The 17,675-nt window shown below is 62.9% G+C and carries 19 protein-coding genes and 1 tRNA gene; 8 read left to right on the top strand and 12 right to left on the bottom strand.

Translation table 11 applies throughout. The features are described from left to right. Positions 1-43: 43 nt before the first annotated feature. Positions 44-793, bottom strand: a complete 750-nt coding sequence (locus A6B35_RS20510; RefSeq protein ID WP_006200880.1) for a competence/damage-inducible protein A — start codon at positions 791-793, stop codon at positions 44-46. A 153-nt stretch (positions 794-946) separates the two neighbouring features. On the opposite strand from A6B35_RS20510, the gene A6B35_RS20505 reads away from it, so the two are divergent. After that, entirely contained in the window at positions 947-1,960 is a 1,014-nt protein-coding gene (locus tag A6B35_RS20505) for an alpha/beta fold hydrolase (protein ID WP_006200879.1), read from the top strand. A gap of 54 nt (positions 1,961-2,014) precedes the next feature. Then, positions 2,015-2,302 carry a hypothetical protein gene (locus tag A6B35_RS20500; protein ID WP_006200878.1) on the top strand — a complete coding sequence of 96 codons (288 nt, stop codon included), beginning with the start codon at positions 2,015-2,017 and terminating at the stop codon, positions 2,300-2,302. A 74-nt stretch (positions 2,303-2,376) separates the two neighbouring features. Here A6B35_RS20500 and A6B35_RS20495 read toward each other — a convergent pair whose 3' ends face one another. The 3 genes from A6B35_RS20495 to A6B35_RS20485 form a co-directional block, all read right to left on the bottom strand. After that, positions 2,377-2,616: a DUF2188 domain-containing protein gene (locus tag A6B35_RS20495; protein ID WP_006200877.1), complete on the bottom strand. Its 240-nt coding sequence runs from the start codon at positions 2,614-2,616 to the stop codon at positions 2,377-2,379. A gap of 31 nt (positions 2,617-2,647) precedes the next feature. Continuing rightward, the gene (locus A6B35_RS20490; RefSeq protein WP_040582322.1) at positions 2,648-2,926 is read right to left on the bottom strand and encodes a DUF982 domain-containing protein; all 279 of its coding nucleotides are present in this window, start codon (positions 2,924-2,926) and stop codon (positions 2,648-2,650) included. A 180-nt stretch (positions 2,927-3,106) separates the two neighbouring features. Next, the gene (locus A6B35_RS20485) at positions 3,107-4,210 is read right to left on the bottom strand and encodes an NADH:flavin oxidoreductase/NADH oxidase (protein ID WP_006200874.1); all 1,104 of its coding nucleotides are present in this window, start codon (positions 4,208-4,210) and stop codon (positions 3,107-3,109) included. A gap of 163 nt (positions 4,211-4,373) precedes the next feature. On the opposite strand from A6B35_RS20485, the gene A6B35_RS20480 reads away from it, so the two are divergent. From A6B35_RS20480 to A6B35_RS20470, 3 genes are all read left to right on the top strand, one after another. Next, entirely contained in the window at positions 4,374-4,952 is a 579-nt protein-coding gene (locus A6B35_RS20480; RefSeq protein ID WP_006200873.1) for an NUDIX domain-containing protein, read from the top strand. A gap of 264 nt (positions 4,953-5,216) precedes the next feature. Then, positions 5,217-5,684 (top strand): hypothetical protein, encoded by a 468-nt coding sequence (locus tag A6B35_RS20475; protein ID WP_006200872.1) that lies wholly within the window; start codon positions 5,217-5,219, stop codon positions 5,682-5,684. Positions 5,685-6,733: 1,049 nt separating this feature from the next. Beyond that, positions 6,734-6,819 (top strand) — tRNA-Leu (locus A6B35_RS20470). A gap of 121 nt (positions 6,820-6,940) precedes the next feature. Here A6B35_RS20470 and A6B35_RS20465 read toward each other — a convergent pair. From A6B35_RS20465 to A6B35_RS20450, 4 genes are all read right to left on the bottom strand, one after another. Continuing rightward, complete coding sequence (locus A6B35_RS20465) at positions 6,941-7,219, bottom strand: hypothetical protein (protein ID WP_006200871.1); 279 nt, start codon at positions 7,217-7,219, stop codon at positions 6,941-6,943. A 383-nt stretch (positions 7,220-7,602) separates the two neighbouring features. Then, entirely contained in the window at positions 7,603-8,268 is a 666-nt protein-coding gene (locus tag A6B35_RS20460) for an outer membrane protein (protein ID WP_040582303.1), read from the bottom strand. A 115-nt stretch (positions 8,269-8,383) separates the two neighbouring features. Beyond that, positions 8,384-9,235 (bottom strand): alpha/beta fold hydrolase, encoded by an 852-nt coding sequence (locus tag A6B35_RS20455; RefSeq protein ID WP_006200869.1) that lies wholly within the window; start codon positions 9,233-9,235, stop codon positions 8,384-8,386. A gap of 81 nt (positions 9,236-9,316) precedes the next feature. Continuing rightward, positions 9,317-9,529 carry a hypothetical protein gene (locus A6B35_RS20450; protein ID WP_006200868.1) on the bottom strand — a complete coding sequence of 71 codons (213 nt, stop codon included), beginning with the start codon at positions 9,527-9,529 and terminating at the stop codon, positions 9,317-9,319. Between the two features lie 164 nt (positions 9,530-9,693). Here A6B35_RS20450 and ade point away from each other — a divergent pair, with 164 nt between their 5' ends. Further along, positions 9,694-11,505, top strand: coding sequence for an adenine deaminase (ade, locus tag A6B35_RS20445; protein ID WP_006200867.1), 1,812 nt, complete (start codon positions 9,694-9,696; stop codon positions 11,503-11,505). 18 nt (positions 11,506-11,523) lie between these two features. Here ade and A6B35_RS20440 read toward each other — a convergent pair whose 3' ends face one another. The 3 genes from A6B35_RS20440 to A6B35_RS20430 all read right to left on the bottom strand — a co-directional run bounded on the left by A6B35_RS20440 (position 11,524) and on the right by A6B35_RS20430 (position 15,379). Next, on the bottom strand, positions 11,524-12,690 hold the full coding sequence (locus A6B35_RS20440) for an alpha/beta hydrolase (RefSeq protein WP_006200866.1): 1,167 nt from the start codon (positions 12,688-12,690) through the stop codon (positions 11,524-11,526). A 121-nt stretch (positions 12,691-12,811) separates the two neighbouring features. Beyond that, on the bottom strand, positions 12,812-13,885 hold the full coding sequence (locus tag A6B35_RS20435; protein ID WP_040582320.1) for an alpha/beta hydrolase: 1,074 nt from the start codon (positions 13,883-13,885) through the stop codon (positions 12,812-12,814). A gap of 90 nt (positions 13,886-13,975) precedes the next feature. Further along, a complete protein-coding gene (locus tag A6B35_RS20430) occupies positions 13,976-15,379 on the bottom strand; it encodes an aminopeptidase P family N-terminal domain-containing protein (protein WP_040582300.1) in 1,404 nt (467 codons plus the stop codon). Between the two features lie 121 nt (positions 15,380-15,500). Between A6B35_RS20430 and ilvA the strand changes: the two genes are divergently transcribed. Both ilvA and A6B35_RS20420 read left to right on the top strand, forming a co-directional pair. Beyond that, positions 15,501-16,757: a threonine ammonia-lyase IlvA gene (gene ilvA, locus A6B35_RS20425; protein WP_040582318.1), complete on the top strand. Its 1,257-nt coding sequence runs from the start codon at positions 15,501-15,503 to the stop codon at positions 16,755-16,757. A gap of 10 nt (positions 16,758-16,767) precedes the next feature. Continuing rightward, a complete protein-coding gene (locus tag A6B35_RS20420; protein ID WP_006200862.1) occupies positions 16,768-17,331 on the top strand; it encodes a DUF1697 domain-containing protein in 564 nt (187 codons plus the stop codon). A gap of 8 nt (positions 17,332-17,339) precedes the next feature. Here the strand turns inward: A6B35_RS20420 and A6B35_RS20415 are convergent, their stop codons facing one another. Further along, the gene (locus A6B35_RS20415) at positions 17,340-17,633 is read right to left on the bottom strand and encodes a DUF2218 domain-containing protein (protein ID WP_006200861.1); all 294 of its coding nucleotides are present in this window, start codon (positions 17,631-17,633) and stop codon (positions 17,340-17,342) included. Positions 17,634-17,675: the final 42 nt, after the last annotated feature.

The following is a 17,675-nucleotide window of genomic DNA, read 5'->3' as shown; positions in this document are numbered from 1 at the left end:
TCAGAACGCCATGCTTGGTTCCGGGCCGCTCACGGCCCGGGGATCACGGATCAGTTGCGCTGGCGGCGGTGCCGGCCACCATGGCTTCGACATCCTTGCGCGCCGCCTCCAACGCTTCTTCGCTGCGGGCGCGGACGACGAGCTCGGTCCAGAATTTGCCGTCGCCATATTTCGGATAGGAGCCGATGATCGTATCCGGATGGGCTTTCTGGATGTCGCCCAGCGGCCCGCCGACCAAGCCTTCGCCGAACGGGCAATGCACGGTCGCCGAGAGCATTTTGGTGCCCGCCTTCAGCGTCGGCACGACATTGTCGAGCATGGCCTGGAAGATCGACGGCACACCGGCCATGACATGGACGTTGCCGATGCGAAAGCCGGGCGCGATCGAGACGGGATTGTCGATATGGTCGGCGCCGCGCGGCATGCGCGCCATGCGCTTGCGTGCTTCGGTGTATTCGATGCCGCGCGCGGCGTAGCTCGCTTCGAGCATGGCATAGGCCTTGGCGTCGTATTCGCACGGCACGCCGAAGGCCTTGGAGATCGAATCCGCCGTTATGTCGTCATGCGTCGGGCCGATGCCGCCGGTGGTGAAGACGTAGGTGTAGCGGGCACGCACGGCATTCACCGCGGCGACGATCTCGTCCTCCTCGTCGGGAACGATGCGCACTTCCTTCAGGTCGATGCCGATCGCCGTCATGATGTCGGCGAGGTGGCCGATGTTCCTGTCCTTGGTGCGGCCGGACAGGATCTCGTCGCCGATGACAAGCATGGCGGCGGTGACGATTTCAGGCATGAGAGGCTCCGGCAAGATGTCGCCTTGGGAAGACTGGGTCGCCTGAGATAGCGCGGCGGGCGGCCGGCGGCAATGCGCCACGGATCGCGCGTCGATGGCCTTGCGGTGGCACCGGCGGCAGGTATGGTGCGGGGCGTTCGCTTCGGGTGAAAAATGCTTCTGTCTGTTTTGTCGTGGCTGTTCGGCGGCCTGCTGCTGCTGGTGGTGATCGTGGTCGCCGGCCTGGTTCTGGCGACATGGTGGATCGCCGCGAAGGCCGAAAGGCTGGTGCCGGCGAACGGCAAGTTCATCGAAATCGACGGCAACCGCATCCACTACGTCGAGACCGGCGAGGGCAGGCCGATCGTGTTCCTGCATGGGCTTGGCGCGCAGCTTCACCATTTCCGGCATACGCTGTTCGACCGTTTCGGCCCCGGCTACCATCTGATCGCGCTCGACCGCCCGGGCTCGGGCCATTCGCTACGGGCCAGCGGAGCGACTGGCCGGCTGCCGGAGCAGGCGCAACTGGTGCGGCGCTTCATCGAGGCGCTTGGGCTGGAACGTCCTTTGGTCGTCGGCCATTCGCTTGGCGGCGCTATCGTGCTGACCTTGGCGGTGGAACATCCCGAGACGATTTCGGGCATCGCCTTGCTCGCGCCGTTGACGCATCCGGAAACCAGGGCGCGCCAAAAATTTGACCTGCTCTATGTTCCTTCACGCCTGTTGCGCTGGATCATGGCCTATACGGTGGCGATACCGGTAAGCTTGAAATACGCGGAGCCGACGATGAAATTCATCTTCGCGCCGCAGCCAGTTGCCGGCGACTACATGATCGTGGGCGGCGGCTGGCTCGGACTGCGGCCCACCCACTATCATGCGACTTCGACCGATGTCGTGGCGGTGGAACAGGACCTCGGCCGCATCGAGCAGCGCTATGGCGAGATCGCCATGCCGGCCGGCATCCTGTTCGGCACGGCCGACCGCGTCATTGGCATCGCTGTCCATGGCGAGCCGATGCCGGACAGGATCAAAGGGCTCGATTTCGAGGCTGTCGACGGGCTTGGACATATGCCGCAATTCGTCGAGCCAGAACGCGTTATCGCTTTCATCAAGCGCATTGCCGAGCGGGCGTTCACGGGCCGAACATCAACACAGGCTCACAACAATTTCACTGAACCTTTGGGCTGACTACCGGTTGTACCCGCGCCGCACCTTTGCGGCAGAGACACGGAGTCAACATCAATGATCATGAAAATTCTTGCTGCCTCGGCCTTGACCATCGGCCTCGCCACATCGGCACTGGCCCAGTCAGCCGAGTCAACGTCCGGCAGTCATCACAATTGGCTATTCGGCAATGAGGACACGAGGTCTGTCGATCGAAACACCACCGGCAGCATAGCGGCGGGTGGCGATGCATCAGGCCTGAACACGCTGGGCAATTCCGGTCCGGTCGGCCCCTGCGCCTCCAACACGGCTGGACCCGACGCCAATGCCGGGCTGAACGTCAACGATCATTACTGCGGCAAGTAATCAACCGCTCTTGCGAGTGGCTGGCAGGATGCTCTCGGGGGGCATCCGCAGCCGCCGCAGTCACCAACACCGGGCTAATCGGAAACTTCGGTTTGCGGCCGATCCCGGCCATCGGCCAGTTCGTCATGCCAATTGCCGTCGGCGTCCTCGTACTGGATGCCGTCCGTGGTGCCGGCAATCTGCTGCTCGGCCGAAGCGATCTCGGCGGCGCGCAGCGCATCCTGATGGCTGGGGAACGTTTCCGAGAAGGTCGAGCCGACCTTGTAGGCCCAGCCGCCATCATGCTCGACGATCTTGTAAGTCAGCTTCGCCATGAAGTCCTCCGGTTGAAAATGCCCCCGTAGTTCAATGCAGCTTGCTGTCGAGCAGCCTGTCGTCGGGAACCAGTACTTCCGATTCCTTGGCGGCTTCGATCAATGCCCGCCGCGCATCGGCGGTCGAGCGATATCCCTCCAGCACTTTGAGGCAAGTGTCGAGCGCATCACGATGCCGTGGGCCGCGGTTGAGCGGCCACACCGTCATCAGGCACTCCGCGGCTTCCCGCGTGCTGCGGATCTGGCGATATTTGCCGACATGGCCGAGTTCGACCACCACCGGCGTTTCAAAAGGTTTGCTGTCCATCATGGCCGCCAACGCAAAGCAGCCAATTTGGTTGCAATCGTGTCTGCCAGCGTGCGCCCAAACGTCTCAGTAGCCGCAATCCGACGCGATCAAAGTTGTCGACGAAGTCGATCAACCCGTTGTCGACGGAGTCGATCAACCCGTTGTCGACGGAGTCGATCAACCTGTTGTCGACGGAGTCGATCAACCCGCCGCCTTAATCCAGTGCCGCATCGTCGTTACCGAGCGGGCAAGCTGCGGCGCCGGGTGGATTTCCTCGCCGAAGGTGGCCGCCGCACGCCAGCCCCAGCGCGGATCTGCCAAGAAGGCGCGGGCCAGCGCCACCATATCGGCGCGGCCGTCGGCGATGATCATCTCGGCCTGCTGCGGATCGTCGATCAGGCCGACGGCGCGCGTCGGAATGTCGGCTCCCTTGCGCACGGCTTCCGCCAGATGCACCTGATAGCCGGGGCCTGACGGCAGCTGCTGCAATGGCGAATTGCCGCCGCTCGAACAGCAGAGATAGGCGATGCCCTCAGCCTTCAGCGCCTTGGCCACTTCGATCGCGTCCTCGACATCGAAGCCGCCATCGACCCATTCCTTCACCGACAGCCGCGCGCCGAGCATCAGCCCGGGCACGGCCTTCCGCACCGCCTTGGTGATCTCGACGACAAAGCGCATGCGGTTTTCCAGCGAGCCGCCCCAACGGTCGGTGCGCTGGTTGGACAGCGGCGACAGGAACTGGAAGATCAGATAGCCGTGCGCGGCGTGCAGTTCGATGAAATCGAAGCCGGCCCGTTCGGCCCGCCTTGCCGCCTCGGCGAAGCGCTCGATGAGTTGCAGGACCTCTCCGTCCTCCAGGGCTTGAGGCACCTGCCAGCCTGTGTCGTAGGCGATAGCCGAGGCGGAGACGACCGGCCAGGGATCCTGGTCGGCCGCGAGCGGTCCGCCGCCTTCCCACGGCCTCCTGTTGGAGGCCTTGCGGCCGGCATGGGCGAGCTGGCTGCCGAATTTCGTGCCGGGCGGGGCGACGCGCCTGGCCGCATCGAGCGTGCGCCTGGCCGCGGCCTCGTTGTCGTCGGAATAAAGCCCGAGGCAGCCATGCGTGATGCGGCCGCGCCGTTCGACGTCAGTCATCTCGACGGTGACCATGCCAGCGCCGGACATGGCCAGATTCATCCAGTGGTGGAGGTGCCAGTCGCTGGCCGAGCCGTCCTCGGCGGAATACTGGCACATCGGCGCCACCGCGATGCGGTTCGGAAAGCTGAGGCCGCCAAGCGTGATCGGCTGGAAAAGCGATGTGGTCATCGAAAGCTCCTGGAGGGCGTAGTCCGCTATTTAGTCAGGCGATGCGGCCGGCGCCAGACACGGGGCAGTGAATGACCGCCCTGGACCAATGGCTGGCCCGATTGCATGAAAAGCGGTTCGCGGCTACGCCTCGAACGCGAGCAGGGGTTCATCGGAGTTCATTATGGAAGATCGCATTCGCATCCGTTCGGAGGAAGTGCTTTCCGATGACTGGGCGGTCCTGAAGAAGACCGTGCTCGACTATCGTCGCCGTGACGGGCAGTGGGAGACCCAGATCCGCCAGACCTACGATCGCGGCGACGGCGCGGTGATCCTGCCGTTCGATCCCGAGCGCTCGACGGTGCTGCTTGTGCGGCAGTTCCGTTATCCGGCCTATGTCACCGGCCACCGCGAGCCGCTGATCGAGGCCTGCGCAGGCCTGCTCGACGAAAACGACCCGGAAACCTGTATCCGCAAGGAAGCCGAGGAGGAACTCGGCTATCGTCTGAAAAACGTCGAGCGGCTGTTTGCTCCCTATATGAGCCCCGGCAGCGTGACCGAACGGCTCTGGTTCTTCATCGCCCGCTACACGCCCGCCGACCGCATTTCGGCCGGCGGCGGCGCACCGGAGGAAGGCGAGGACATCGAAGTCCTGGAAATGACCCTTGATGAGGCGCTGGCCGGAATTGCCGACGGCCGCATCGTCGACGCCAAGACGATCATCCTCATCCAGCACCTGAAATTACACCCAATTCCGGCCTGAAACGACTGCCTGTTTCAACGCCCGCGTGCGCGGGACATCGAGCGCTTGAGGCAGCTCGGTTCTCGGATGCCGAGGCTCCCGCACAGCCTGTCGCAACCATACCAGCCGCACTTAGCATTAATAGTTTTGCAAAACCGAAGCAGGCGTCGCACTGGTGCGGCTTCGAGCATCGGCCGAGGCATGCTCCGGGAACGTACCGGCCTTGTCCTTGACTCGGACGGACCGCTATAAGCTCAAACTTGGAAATTCCTAACAGGCGTCCACATGTCAGCCGAGGTGCGGGAGATCATTCAAAATTTGGTTGATGCGGAAACCAAGGGTTGGGACGAAAAAAACATCGAGCCCTTCTTGGCGATGATCCACCCTGACATGGCCTGGCCATTTGCCCCAAACGCTGATGCGCATGACCCAATTGACTGGGTCTTCGTAGTGGGGCGTTTCGATGTAGAAGAGTGGCGCAGGGGCTATAACGGCCTATTTGCTGCACATGATTTGATCCACAATCGTCGGAAAACGGTCAAGATCGAAGTGGCCCCAACGGGGGACGCAGCATTCGCGGTGGTCGACATCGATACCCTTTGGCGCAACAAAGAGACAGGCCTGGATTTTCATTGGAAGGGACGCGTCTGCAAAATCTATTCAAAGCTCCGGACGGGCGAATGGAAGTTTTACTGGCAGACCAGTGCGCTCACCTTCCCTCCAAGGGCCTCTCGCCCCAAGCGGCGCGGTTGAAGCCGCTGCGTCGGCTCATCGCGGCCGACAACATGACGCAAAAGCCCTGACGGTGCGGGAGCGATACCCGTCGAACTTGACCTCAGCCAACCTTCGCCCTCGGGTGGTTTCTCGACGAGCGTCGGCATCAAGGGCGAGACGAACTTCACACGCATGCACATACTCGCGGAACGCAAGGCATGACGCCTAATTCTAGTTCCGAAGCATTTTAGCAAAATTGAATATTCCAATGAACGGCCTATAATTTGCCAGCCGGCAACTACCCCGTTTGCCTGTTAGGCCCGGCGGTCAAGCCCCGAGCCCCCCGCCCTGGCCGCCGGGCCGCTGGAAATCGGCCGGCAACGCTACGGCGGTATAGTACTGCAACCAGCGGAGGGAGACCTTCCCATGCGAACGGCAGCACTGCGGCTTCGATCGATCCGAGAAGTGCTATTGCCTCTGATGGGGTTTACCGACTGGCACGAAGGCGTCAGCGTTGAAGGCAGGCCCATTTGGAAACGCTATATCGCGAGAACGGATTCGTGGGAGATCCGTCCGATGACGCCCAAAGAGGAAGCCGAGGCTTTCTGGTGGTGTCATCCACCGTATTGAGCGTGCGGGAATCGAACGGCGACAAAATCTGGCAACTTGAAAGTTGAGTGGCCGACGATGCGGGCAAGATATGGGTTGGAACGTCCGCAGCGGCGAGTTCTCTGCCGTCAACTGAAGGCGCCGAAGGAACTTACGATACCGCCGCCTCCGGTCTTCGCCGCGGAGGAGGGCGCGCCTGTGGTCGAGTTTCCCAAGGTCCGGTCCGCGACCCCAGACACACCTATGCTTGCGCGCTGATCGCCTCGACGTGGTTGCAATTAGCCGCCGGCTAGGGCATGCGTCACCCGTGGTCACGCTGTCGGTCTACGCCCACCTTTTCAAGAAGTTGGACGAAGGCGCGGCGGCGGCGATCGAAGCTGCGATGAGAACGGGCGCAGAATAGTAATCCGGCCTTCGGGTGCCAATTGGGCTCTCCTGGCTGGATCTGTGGTTCGCTTAAGTGCTTGATATCGCGGCCTGCGGACGTGGCGGAATTGGTAGACGCAAGGGACTTAAAATCCCTCGATCTCTGATCGTACGGGTTCGATTCCCGTCGTCCGCACCACTATTCCCGGATGCCGCGGCTCCTACCAATGAGCAATGCAGCCGAACGGCAGCCGGCGCGCAGGTCTCGCCGGCCGCTTGGCGAAAAAGGCTTTTCACGGCCTCTCCCGAGGGGCAGCGCGTTACTTGATATAAACCAGCACGTAGCGGTTCTTATAGGGCTGGTAATACTTTGTCCCGCATTTCCAGACCACGATGCCACCGCTGTACGTGGTCTTCACGCATCCTTTGGGCAGGGTCGTGATGTAGATGGTCGTTCTCTGGATCACGACCTTCTTTGCTTCCGCCGGACTGACGAGGCGGAACGCCAAAAAGCCGTCCAGGCTGTTGCCGGCCACCGAAAAGATCGCGAGCATGCCGCAAATGGCGACCGCGCGACAGAACAAGCTGCGACTGATCATAAGCTTTCCCCTTCCTCTCCATGCCGCTCCGGCAATCTACCAGCCACGGGCAAAGCCTCAAAGGACTTTAAGATCCCTCGATCTCTGATCGTACGGTTCGATTCCCGTCGTCCGCACCAATTCCTGGCGGTTAGTCGCGCATAACAAGGGGAAAACGCCACGTCGGGGTTTTGTTGCGCAGTTGCTAATATTAGGCTTGGCCCAGCCGGCTTGCCCCCCAAGCCGGTCAGGCCCGGCAGCCAGTCCATCTCACCCCAACGGGCTGTCGGGCCGCTGCTGTTGTCCTTCGCAGCTCAGGCAGCACTCAATCAGATTGGCCGTTACCCGCGCCCTGCGACGAGGACGAGCTGACACAAGGTCAGACCTTTCGCGATGGTGGATGCTCAGAACTTGTAGCTCAAGTTGATGCCGACCGTGTTCAGTTTCACCTTCTGGTCGCGATCGACAAAGGCGTCCGGCGCGTCAAAGTGCTCGGAGCGGAAATCGTAGTAGCGATACTGGGCGCCGACGACGAATTGGTCGGTCAGCGCGTAGTCGACGCCGGCGCCAACGGTCCAGCCGACACTCGTGCGCGTCGTGGCGAATGACGTGCCTGCGTTCTGCGACGTTTCGATGCCGGCGAAGGCGATGCCGCCGACACCGTAGAACAGGAAGCGGTCCATGGCGTAGCCAGCCTTGGCGTTCACCGATCCGAGCCACTTGATATCGGTGCCGAATGTGTTTCCAGGGCCGAGTTCAGTCGAACCGTCAATGGAGGCGTAGTTGAGTTCGGCCACGGCGCCGACCACGGCCTGGTCGAACTGCCAGAGGCCGGCGACATGGCCGCCAATGAAGCCGCCGCTGAGGTCGGGCGAGGCGGTAAATGGCTCGCCTTCCGTTCCAGATATGTCGGAGCTGCCCCAGCCATAGCCGGCCTGCAGACCGGCATAGTGGCCCGTCCAGTCGAAGCCTGGCGCTGTCATCGGCAATTCGGCGCCCAGGTCCGCGGCGAAAGCCGACCCGCACATGAGGGCAAGAAAGCCGGCACTGGCAAGCGTCAAACGACGCATCGAGTTCTCCGAAATGGCGGTTCAGAAAATCCCTAGGTTGCAGGGTAACCCTATTCGCCGCAAAACGGAATCCCCTTGCTCAACAATCGAATCCGCCTGTCGGCGCAAGCGTGCCCTATTTGGCGTCGATGAAATCCAGCGCCGCCTGGCTGTATTCGTCCGGCGCCTGCAGCATGGCGAAATGACTGGCGTTGGGCAGGATGATGAGCTTGGCGCCCGGAATGGCGGAGGCCATGTATTCGGTGTGTTCGCGCTTTATAGCCTCGTCGTGATCGCCGGCGACGATCGCCGTCGGCGTGGTTATCTTGCCGAGCTGTTCCTTGGTCCATGCCGGTTCCGTTTCCCACATGTGGCTGATCTGCGCCACGAAGGCGTCATACTGGTCCGGGGTCTTGGACATCTTCTTGTAGTCGCGGCCGGAGCGGTCGATGTAGGCGGCAAAGGTCTTGTTGGTCATGACGCCCGGATCGACGCCATCGGTGGTGACGTTGGCGGCTTGCGCAAACAGCCTCGTCAGCCGTTCCGGATGATGCAGCGCGATGTCGATACCGATAATGCCGCCATCGCTCCAGCCGACAAGCGCGGTCTTGTCGATCTTCAGATAGTCGAGCAGCGCCAGATAGTCCGACGCCATCAAATCATAGCCATAAGGCTGTTCGGTACGGGTCGAGCGGCCGTGGCCACGGCTGTCGGCGACGATCACCTTGTGGGTTTTGGAAAGTGTCGCCACCTGGCTGGCCCAGATGTCGGCGTGGCCGAGGCCGCCATGGATCAGCAGCACCGGGTCGCCCGCACCGAAAACGGCGTAGTACATTTGGATGCCATTGACCGGCGCATACCCGCTCTGATCAGGTTTGGGCATGGCCGCCGGCTCCGGCAAGGTCTGCCAACGTTCCTCGGCAAGGGCAAAAGCGGTTGACGCTGTGAGCAGGAGGAGGACGGCGAACGCTTTCCAGAAACGGGTCATGGTTCCCTCTTACGGTTCCGGTTCGCGGTCAGCATTGCGTTTTAGTCAGATTAGTCAACGGCCCTGGCCACGAGCGACGGCTCATATCGGCGGGTTGCGCGTCCGATCCTCCAGGTCGCGCTGTTTCTCCAGAGGCGATGCGAGCCGGTTGAAGGCATGTTCGGCCAGCATGGAGCCGGCGACGAAGATAAGGATCGGCGCCAGCCACATCCAGAACGAATGCAGGGTGAAAAAGGCCAGGCCGGCCAGGCATGCCGACAGCACGCAAACCGCAAATCGGATCGTCTGTGCCATGGTCCACGCCAATCGAGACAGTCGCCAGATGGTGAGCCCAATTCAGAGCATTTCGGCTTGCCGGAGGAGCCGATCATGAAACGGTTCTGCATCAAGCACAATCTGGCTTTGCCAACTGGTCAAAACCCCGCTGGATTGGCACAGTGGGCAAACAGGAGTCCCCAATGGCGAGCAGCGCGAACACCACGAAACCAAAGCCCTGGACCGAGATGGCGACGCATCTGGTCGATGTCGCGATGGGGCGCAAGCCGGCCGATCTCGTCATCCGCAACGGGCGCTGGGTGAATGTCCATTCCGGCGAGATCATCGCCGGCACAGATATCGCCATTGCCGGCGGCCGCTTCGCCTATTGCGGGCCGAACGCCGGCCACGCCATCGGGCAGGGCACCAAGGTGGTCGACGCCGGCGGGCGCTATCTGGTGCCCGGTCTTTGCGACGCGCATATGCATGTCGAGAGCGGCATGGTGACGGTGACCGAATTCTGCCGCGCCGTGATCCCGCACGGCACCACCTCGATGTTCATCGATCCGCATGAGATCGCCAATGTGCTCGGCCTTCCCGGCGTCCGTCTGATGCATGACGAGGCCGTCGCCATGCCGATCAACGTGCATGTGCAGATGCCGTCCTGCGTGCCCTCGGCGCCGGGGTTGGAGCATGCCGGCGCCGAACTGACGGTCGCCGATGTCGCTGAAGCCATGACATGGGAAAACATCATCGGGCTCGGCGAGGTGATGAATTTTCCCGGCGTCGCCGCCAACGATCCCATCATGTCGGGCGAGATCGCGGCGACGGTGAAGGCGGGCAAGACGGTCGGTGGGCACTATGCCTCGCGCGACCTCGGCCTGCCGTTCCATGGCTATGTCGCCGGCGGCCCGGAGGACGACCATGAGGGCACGCGCGCCGAGGACGCCATCGCTCGCGTGCGCCAGGGCATGAAGGCGATGCTGCGGCTGGGCTCGGCCTGGTATGACGTCGCCTCGCAGATCAAGGCGGTGACCGAGAGCGGGATCGATCCGCGCAATTTCATCCTGTGCACCGACGACAGCCATTCCGGCACGCTGGTCCAGGAAGGCCATATGGACCGCGTGGTGCGGCACGCCATCCAGCAAGGGTTGAAGCCGGTGACAGCAATCCAGATGGCGACGCTCAACACAGCCCAGCATTTCAAACTGGAGCGCGAGATCGGCTCGATCGCACCGGGACGGCTCGCCGATTTGCTGATCGTCTCGGATCTTGCCGCGATGACCATCGACGAGGTCTATGGCCGCGGCGTTCGGCTGGCCAAGGGCGGCAAGCTCGATATCGATATCCCGGCCTACGACTATCCGAAGACGGCGAAGAACACGGTCAAGCTCGGCAAGAAGCTCAAGGCGCGGGATTTCGACATCGCAGCTCCCAAGGGCGCCAACGAGGTGCGGGTGCGGGTCATCGGCGTCATCGAGAACCAGGCGCCGACGCGGGCGCTGGAGGCCGATCTGCCGGTCGAGGACGGACTGGTCGCCATGGACCGGCGCAACGATGTCTGCCAGATCGCGCTGGTCGAGCGCCACCGGGGTACGGGCGGCGTCACCAACGCCTTCGTCTCCGGTTTCGGCTATATGGCCGACTGCGCCATGGCCTCCAGCGTGGCGCACGATGCCCACCACATCATTTGCGTCGGCACCAACAAGGAAGATATGGCACTTGCCGTCAACCGGCTGGGCGAGGTCGGCGGCGGCGTGGTGCTGTTCTCCAAGGGCAAGGAACTGGCGCTGGTCGAAATGCCGATCGCCGGGCTGATGTCGGACGAGCGGGCGGAAAGCGTCGCGGCCAAGGCGGAGAAGCTCACCGAGGCGATGCGCAAGATGGGCTGTTCGCTGAACAACGCCTATATGCAGCACTCGCTGCTGGCGCTGGTCGTCATTCCCGAACTCAGGATTTCCGATGTCGGCCTGATCGACGTGACGACTTTCCAGAAGGTCGACCTTTTTATCTGAGAACCAGGCGGCGCGCCTTTACTGTCCGCCGGTGGCGATGGTCAGCACCTTGAAGGGCGTGGTGATGACGATCTCGGCCATGGAGCCGACAGCCTTGCCAATGCCTTGGCCGATATTGTCGAACTCTGCCGAATTGGGTTCATTCGATCGCAAGGCGGCCGGTGTGCGCAGCCGGTCGCCCAGCAGTTGCACCAGCATCGGGTTGTCGGCGAATTTGGCGTGGTTCAGGCGATCGCCGCCCTTGGTTTTGGTCAGATCCGCCACGACCACGCCGTAGCTGGCAAGGTCGGCCGCATTGCCGTAATCGCCGACGCGTGGCTTGTCGCCCGAGATGATGGAAGACAGTTTCAACGCGCGGTCGTCTCCCGACAGCAAAATGGCGAACGGCTTGTCGGGCTTGCCGTAGCGGATCATCTGCTTCTTGAAGACGTCGACGTCGATATCGGGCGAAGCCAGGACGACGTAGCCGAGCTTGCCGTCGAGGTCGCGGTCGCCGGTGATGGCAAGCTGGCGCAGCGCCTCCATCGTCAGCCAGGTTCCCATCGAATGGGCGATGATGTCGATGCTCTTGACCCGCGTCTTTGCAAGCATGCGCAGCGTCGCCTCGAGGTCGTCGCGCGCGGCGGTCGAACTGTCCTTGTCGTAGATGTAACCGGTGGTCTTGGCGCTCGACGCCCATGAGAAAAGAACCGGCGTACCCGGATATTTGGTGTCGTGCGCGATCTGCGTCAGCCGATAGACGCCATCGTCGAAACCATTGTTGAAGCCGTGCACGAACACGAGGGCGCGGTCGCCACTTACGGCGATGTTGGCGCCGACCGCCTTGGCGAATTGCGACGCGTCCCCGTAGTGGACGACATCGGTGGCGGTGAATTGCTTGGCCGGGTTGCTGTCGGCCGAACCCTTGGCGCGCTCGATGGCGCTGACCTGATGCACCTTGGGAACCGTCACGTCGACACGGGCGTAGCCGGTGGTCAGCGAGCGATCGCCGCCGAACACCTGGCGCGGGTCCTTGGTCGCCTGCTGGCGGGTCGTCGCGACAAAGATCTCATGGGTGGCCGCAATGTCGGAGGCGGGTACCGAAACCGTCGTCTTGTTGAGCAGATCATGCGTGTTGCGGCCAGCGCAGCCTGCAAGAGCGAGCGCGAATGCCACGAATAGGAAGCTCTTCGAACGCACGGTCACACGCAGGCTCCCGCTGGTGACGCCATGCTCACGGCGTCTGCGCTCATTCGATAAAGGTACAAGGCAGCCCGGTCCAGTTCAAAGTGAGCTGAGGGGCGGCAGCCGAAGACTGGGGGCCACCTCATTGCCCGAGCAGGTTGATGCGGTCGGTCACTTCCTGGTCGCTGGCGAAGCCGTCATCGGCGCGCAGCCGCTGCCCGATCATCTTCACCAGTTCGGGATTGTCGGCGAATTTGGTGTGGTTGAACCTGTCCGATCCCTTGACGCTGGAGAGATCGACGACCGTCACGCCGTAGGTGGCGAGATCGGCAGCGTCCTTGTAGTCGCCGACGCGCGGCCGCGCACCGGCGATCAGGCCGGACAGCCTCAGCGCCCGGTCGTCGTCGGAGAGCAGCAGGATGAACGGCTTGTCCGGCTTGCCGTAGCGGCGCATCTGGCTCTTGAACACATCGACGTCGATATCGGGCGAGGCCAGCACCACGTCGCCCAGCTTGCCGCCGAGATCGCGATCGCCGGTGATGGCGAGCTGCCGCAATGTCTCCATGGTGACCCAGGTTCCGAGCGAATGGGCGACGATATCGATGCGCCGGGCGCCGGTCTGCGCCAGCATCCGCAGCGTCACTTCCAGCTGGTCGCGGGCCGCACTGGCGCTTTCCTTGTCGTAGACATAGTCGGTGGTCTTGGCGCCCGACGCCCAGGAAAACAGCACCGGCGTGCCCGGATAGCCGGAATCGTGGACGATCTGGGTCAGCCGGTAGACGGCGTCGTCGAAGCCGGTGTTGTAGCCATGGACGAAAACCATGACGCGGCCGCCGCGCGCTGCGATGTCGGCGCTCAGCGCGCTGGAGAATTTCGGCTGGGTGTCGTAGCCGACAACCTCGGAGGCCATGAAATATTTGGCCGGGTCGTTCGACTTGCCGCGCGAGCGCCGCTCGATCTGGCCGGTCTCGTGGATTCCCGGAACGGTGACGTTGACGCGGGCATAGTTCAGCGTCGCCGAACGCTCGCCGTCGAACACCTTGTTGGGGTCGTCGGACTTCTTGCGGGTGGTGGCGATGAAGATCGAGTGGTTGCCGGCGATTTCCGTCACCGGCGTGGCCACGACGGCGCTGCCGAGAATTTCCTCGGTCTTGCGGCCGCCACAGCCAGCAATCAGCAAGGCAAGGGCAAAGATGCAAATCGTCTTCAAACGCACTTTTTGAAATTCCACTCCGGCCCAACCTCCGCGACACCTCCCGGACAGGCGAAGTGCGGCAGAAGTAAGTCGTGTCCAGCCGAAATGTTGTCAGCGCCGGGCGACGGCCATCGCAGTGTTGCGCGAAAGCCAATACGGCGGCAGGAACGCCGGAATGTTGGAGAAGGGCAGTATCTCGGGCTTCAGCCGGATGCCGAGCACATCCACCATGAAGGCGCGGCGCGCCTCGATGCGGCGCCAGGCTTCCGGGTATCGCGCGGCGATCTCCTCACGCAGCGCCTCGTCGGCCAGTGCGATGCCGTCCTCGATGTTGGTGGTGAAATAGTCCGTCCCGGTTGCCGGGATGATGTCGACCTGCAGCGCCATGCCCGATTGCAGCTTGACCTCGGAACCCGAAAACACCGGCGAATGCATCCATTCGTCGATATGGACGAGATGACCTGGATTGAGCGTAACGCCGAAGAACGGATCGCCGATGCGGTCATGCACCGCCTTCCACAAGGCGCCGCCGGGAACGCCGATGCCGACCGTCTCGTACCAGTCGACGACGGCGGAAAAATACGGCGCGACCAGTCTTTCGACATAGTCGCGGATGGCATGAGGCAGATCGGCCGCGCTTTCGGCCAGAAAGCCGGCACGGGCATTGAGCGAGCCCTGGATGCCATAGGCCATGGTGATCGGGTCGCCGCGCTTGATGACGTCGAGGTGGGGGCTCGGCAGGCCATAGGGCGCCCGCTTGCCGGCTGACAGCATCGGATGGCAGCACAGGGGCAGGCCGTTGATGCCCATCAGCCGCGCCGCCTGCAATTCGCTCATGCCGGGTTCGATGCCCCTGAGGACGTTGCGCAGGCCTTGCGAGGAAAAGGTCGCGGCGAATTCGAAGGCGGCCAGCTGGTCGGCCTCGTTGATCGCCCGCAGGCCGTCCGCCGGGTTCATCAGCAGATCCGCCGCGTTCAACACGGCGCCCTTGTCGCCGGCAAGCTCGCGCAGCGTGTCGGCGATGAAGGAGGGCAGATCGAGCGTCGCCTCGCCGAAGCCGGCATCGCCGGCGCCGAATGGTTTCCAGCCGATGGCGCCGATCTTCTGGCCGGCTTTCAGGCCGCAACCGGCAAGGATGTCGGGCAGCGCGTCGGAGCGGTCGCGCGGCTGCGCCGGCAGCGAGAAGGTCTGGTAGAGGACACGTTCATAGGGCCCGTCGCAGATCTCGGCGTAGCCCCAGCCCTCATTGCCGACCAGCAGCTTCGGCGCCCTGCCGGGAAGGATGACCAGCAGCGTCTCCTCGAAACGGGGATCGTAGCCTGAGAGATAGGCGACATTGGCGGCATGCTCGCGGTCGCCATAGACGACGAAGGCATCGAAGCCTGCCCTTGAGCCGCGCGCCGCCAGTGCTTCGATGCGTGCCTCGTGGGTGGTTCGTGGGACGAGCGGCATCAGCGTCGGCTCGCCGAATTCCGGCAATGACATGGTCTTCAAAGCGACGGCCGAAACGGACATGGATGGCTCCAATGGATTTCTGCTGGCGCGTCAAGGCGGCCGCACGGCATCGGTGGCCGCAAACAGCGATTTGTGCAATAGGCTTCGCGTTCGAACCATTCGATCCAGAGGTGACGGCGCCATGAACAGTTTCTCCTCCCGCGTCGCCGCCGCCGCCACTGCGATCCGCCAGATCTTTCCGGAAACGCCGCTGCAGGAAAACGACTATCTGTCGAAGAAGACCGGGGCGCGGGTGCTCTTGAAGCGCGAGGACCTGACCCCGGTGCGCTCCTACAAGATCCGCGGCGCCTTCACCTTCTTCCGCAAGACGCTCGCCGCCGGCAATGATGCCGAGCTTTTCGTCTGTGCCTCGGCCGGCAATCATGCGCAGGGCTTTGCTTTCGTCTGCCGCCATTTCGGCAAGAAGGGTGTCGTGTTCATGCCGGTGACGACACCGCAGCAGAAGATCGACAAGACGCGGCTGTTCGGCGGCGATTTCGTCGAGATCAGGCTGGTCGGCGACTTCTTCGACGACTGCTACCGCGCTGCCTTCGAATTCACCGAAAGTGCCGGCGCGCATATGGTGCCGCCCTTCGATCACAAGGACATCATCGAGGGGCAGGCGACCGTCGCCTATGAGATTGCCGACCAGATGCCCGGCGCGCGCATGCCCGACATCATCATGTTGCCGGTCGGCGGCGGCGGCCTGGCCGCTGGCGTCACGCATTACTTCGCCGACCAGAACCGCGACACGCGCTTCGTGTTCTGCGAGCCAGCCGGAGCGCCGAGCCTGTGCGAGAGCCTGTCCACCGGAAAGCGGATCAAGCTCGCCAAGGTCGACAATTTCGTCGACGGTGCCGCGGTCGCCGAGATCGGCCGCGAACCGCTGCGTCATCTCAAGGAGTTTGCCGCCGATGCCGTGCGGCTGATCCCGGAAAACCGGCTCTGCGCGACCATGATCGAGATGCTCAATGTCGAAGGCGTGGTGCTGGAGCCGGCCGGCGCGCTGGCGATCGACGCGCTGAAGGATTTTTCGCGGAAGGAGATCAGGGGCAAGACCATCGTCGCGGTGGTTTCGGGCGGCAATTTCGATTTCGAGCGGCTGCCCGACGTCAAAGAGCGGGCGCTGCGCTTCGAGGGACTGAAGAAATACTTCATCATCCGCTTCCCGCAGCGGCCTGGCGCGCTGCGCGACTTCCTCGAAATGCTTGGGCCTGACGACGACATCGCCCGCTTCGAATATCTGAAGAAATCGGCACGCAATTTCGGTTCGGTGCTGATCGGCATCGAAACCAAGGACCGGCGCAATTTCGATCTGCTGAAGGCCAATTTCGACGCCGAGGGCGTCCAGTATCAGGACATCACCGACAACGAGACGCTTGCCGGGTTCATCATATGAGCGGGCCAGAATGAGCGAAAAAGGGACGGTTTTCGTCGCGCTGTTTTCCGGCATCAATGTCGGCGGCAACCGCATCGTCAAGATGGCGGAGTTGCGAGCCTTCTTCGAGGAACTTGGCTTTTCCGGTGTCGCCACCTATGTGCAGAGCGGCAACGCCGTCTTCCGGGCGAAGAAGGGCGACGCGGCCAGCCTGACCAAACAGCTGGAAGCAGGTTTCGAGAAGAAATGGGGCTTCTACTCGCGCATCATGGTGCGCGATCTCGGCTGGTTCGAGCGGCTGGTGAAGGGAAATCCCTATCCGCAGGTCGCCGGCGACCTGACCAAGCTCCATGCCTATGTGCTGGAGCGCGAGCCGACGGCCGAGGAGATCGCACGGCTCGCCGACAAATGCACCGGCCCGGAAAGCTTCGAGATCAAGGGCGACGTGCTTTACCTGCATGCACCGGACGGGCTCGGCAAATCGGTGTTTGCCGGACTGATCCCACGTGTGCTGAAAGTGCCTGGCACCGCGCGCAACTGGCGCTCGGTGCTGGCGCTGCTGGAACTGGCCGGCGGGGCGGGCAGCACCGGCTGACCGCCAGTCTAGGCCGCCGGAGCCAGTTTCCAGTCGAAGGTCAGTTCCTCGCGGAAGGCGAAGCGCTTGATGTGGTCGGCGACGACCGCTTCCAGGCGCTCGAGCGAACCGGCCTCATCCGATGTCACCGCGATGTGGAGGGCGGTTGCATCGGCGTCCATGACGGTGCGGCCCATGGAGAGGTCGATGGTGCCGTGGGTTGGGTCGAACTCGACCGGGAATTTGTGCGCCCAATGCTTGCAAAGCTGCTGCAGGTAACGGCTGGCATGTTCGGTGGCGACATCGGCGCGGCTGGTCGGCATGAAATGACTTCTCCTGGAGGGCAGGCGCCCGTTGCTTGATGT

The organism is Mesorhizobium amorphae CCNWGS0123, from assembly GCF_001686985.1.
Taxonomy (GTDB): domain Bacteria; phylum Pseudomonadota; class Alphaproteobacteria; order Rhizobiales; family Rhizobiaceae; genus Mesorhizobium; species Mesorhizobium amorphae.
The sequence above is the reverse complement of the archived record's forward strand: the minus strand, read 5'-3'. Positions and strand labels throughout refer to the sequence as shown.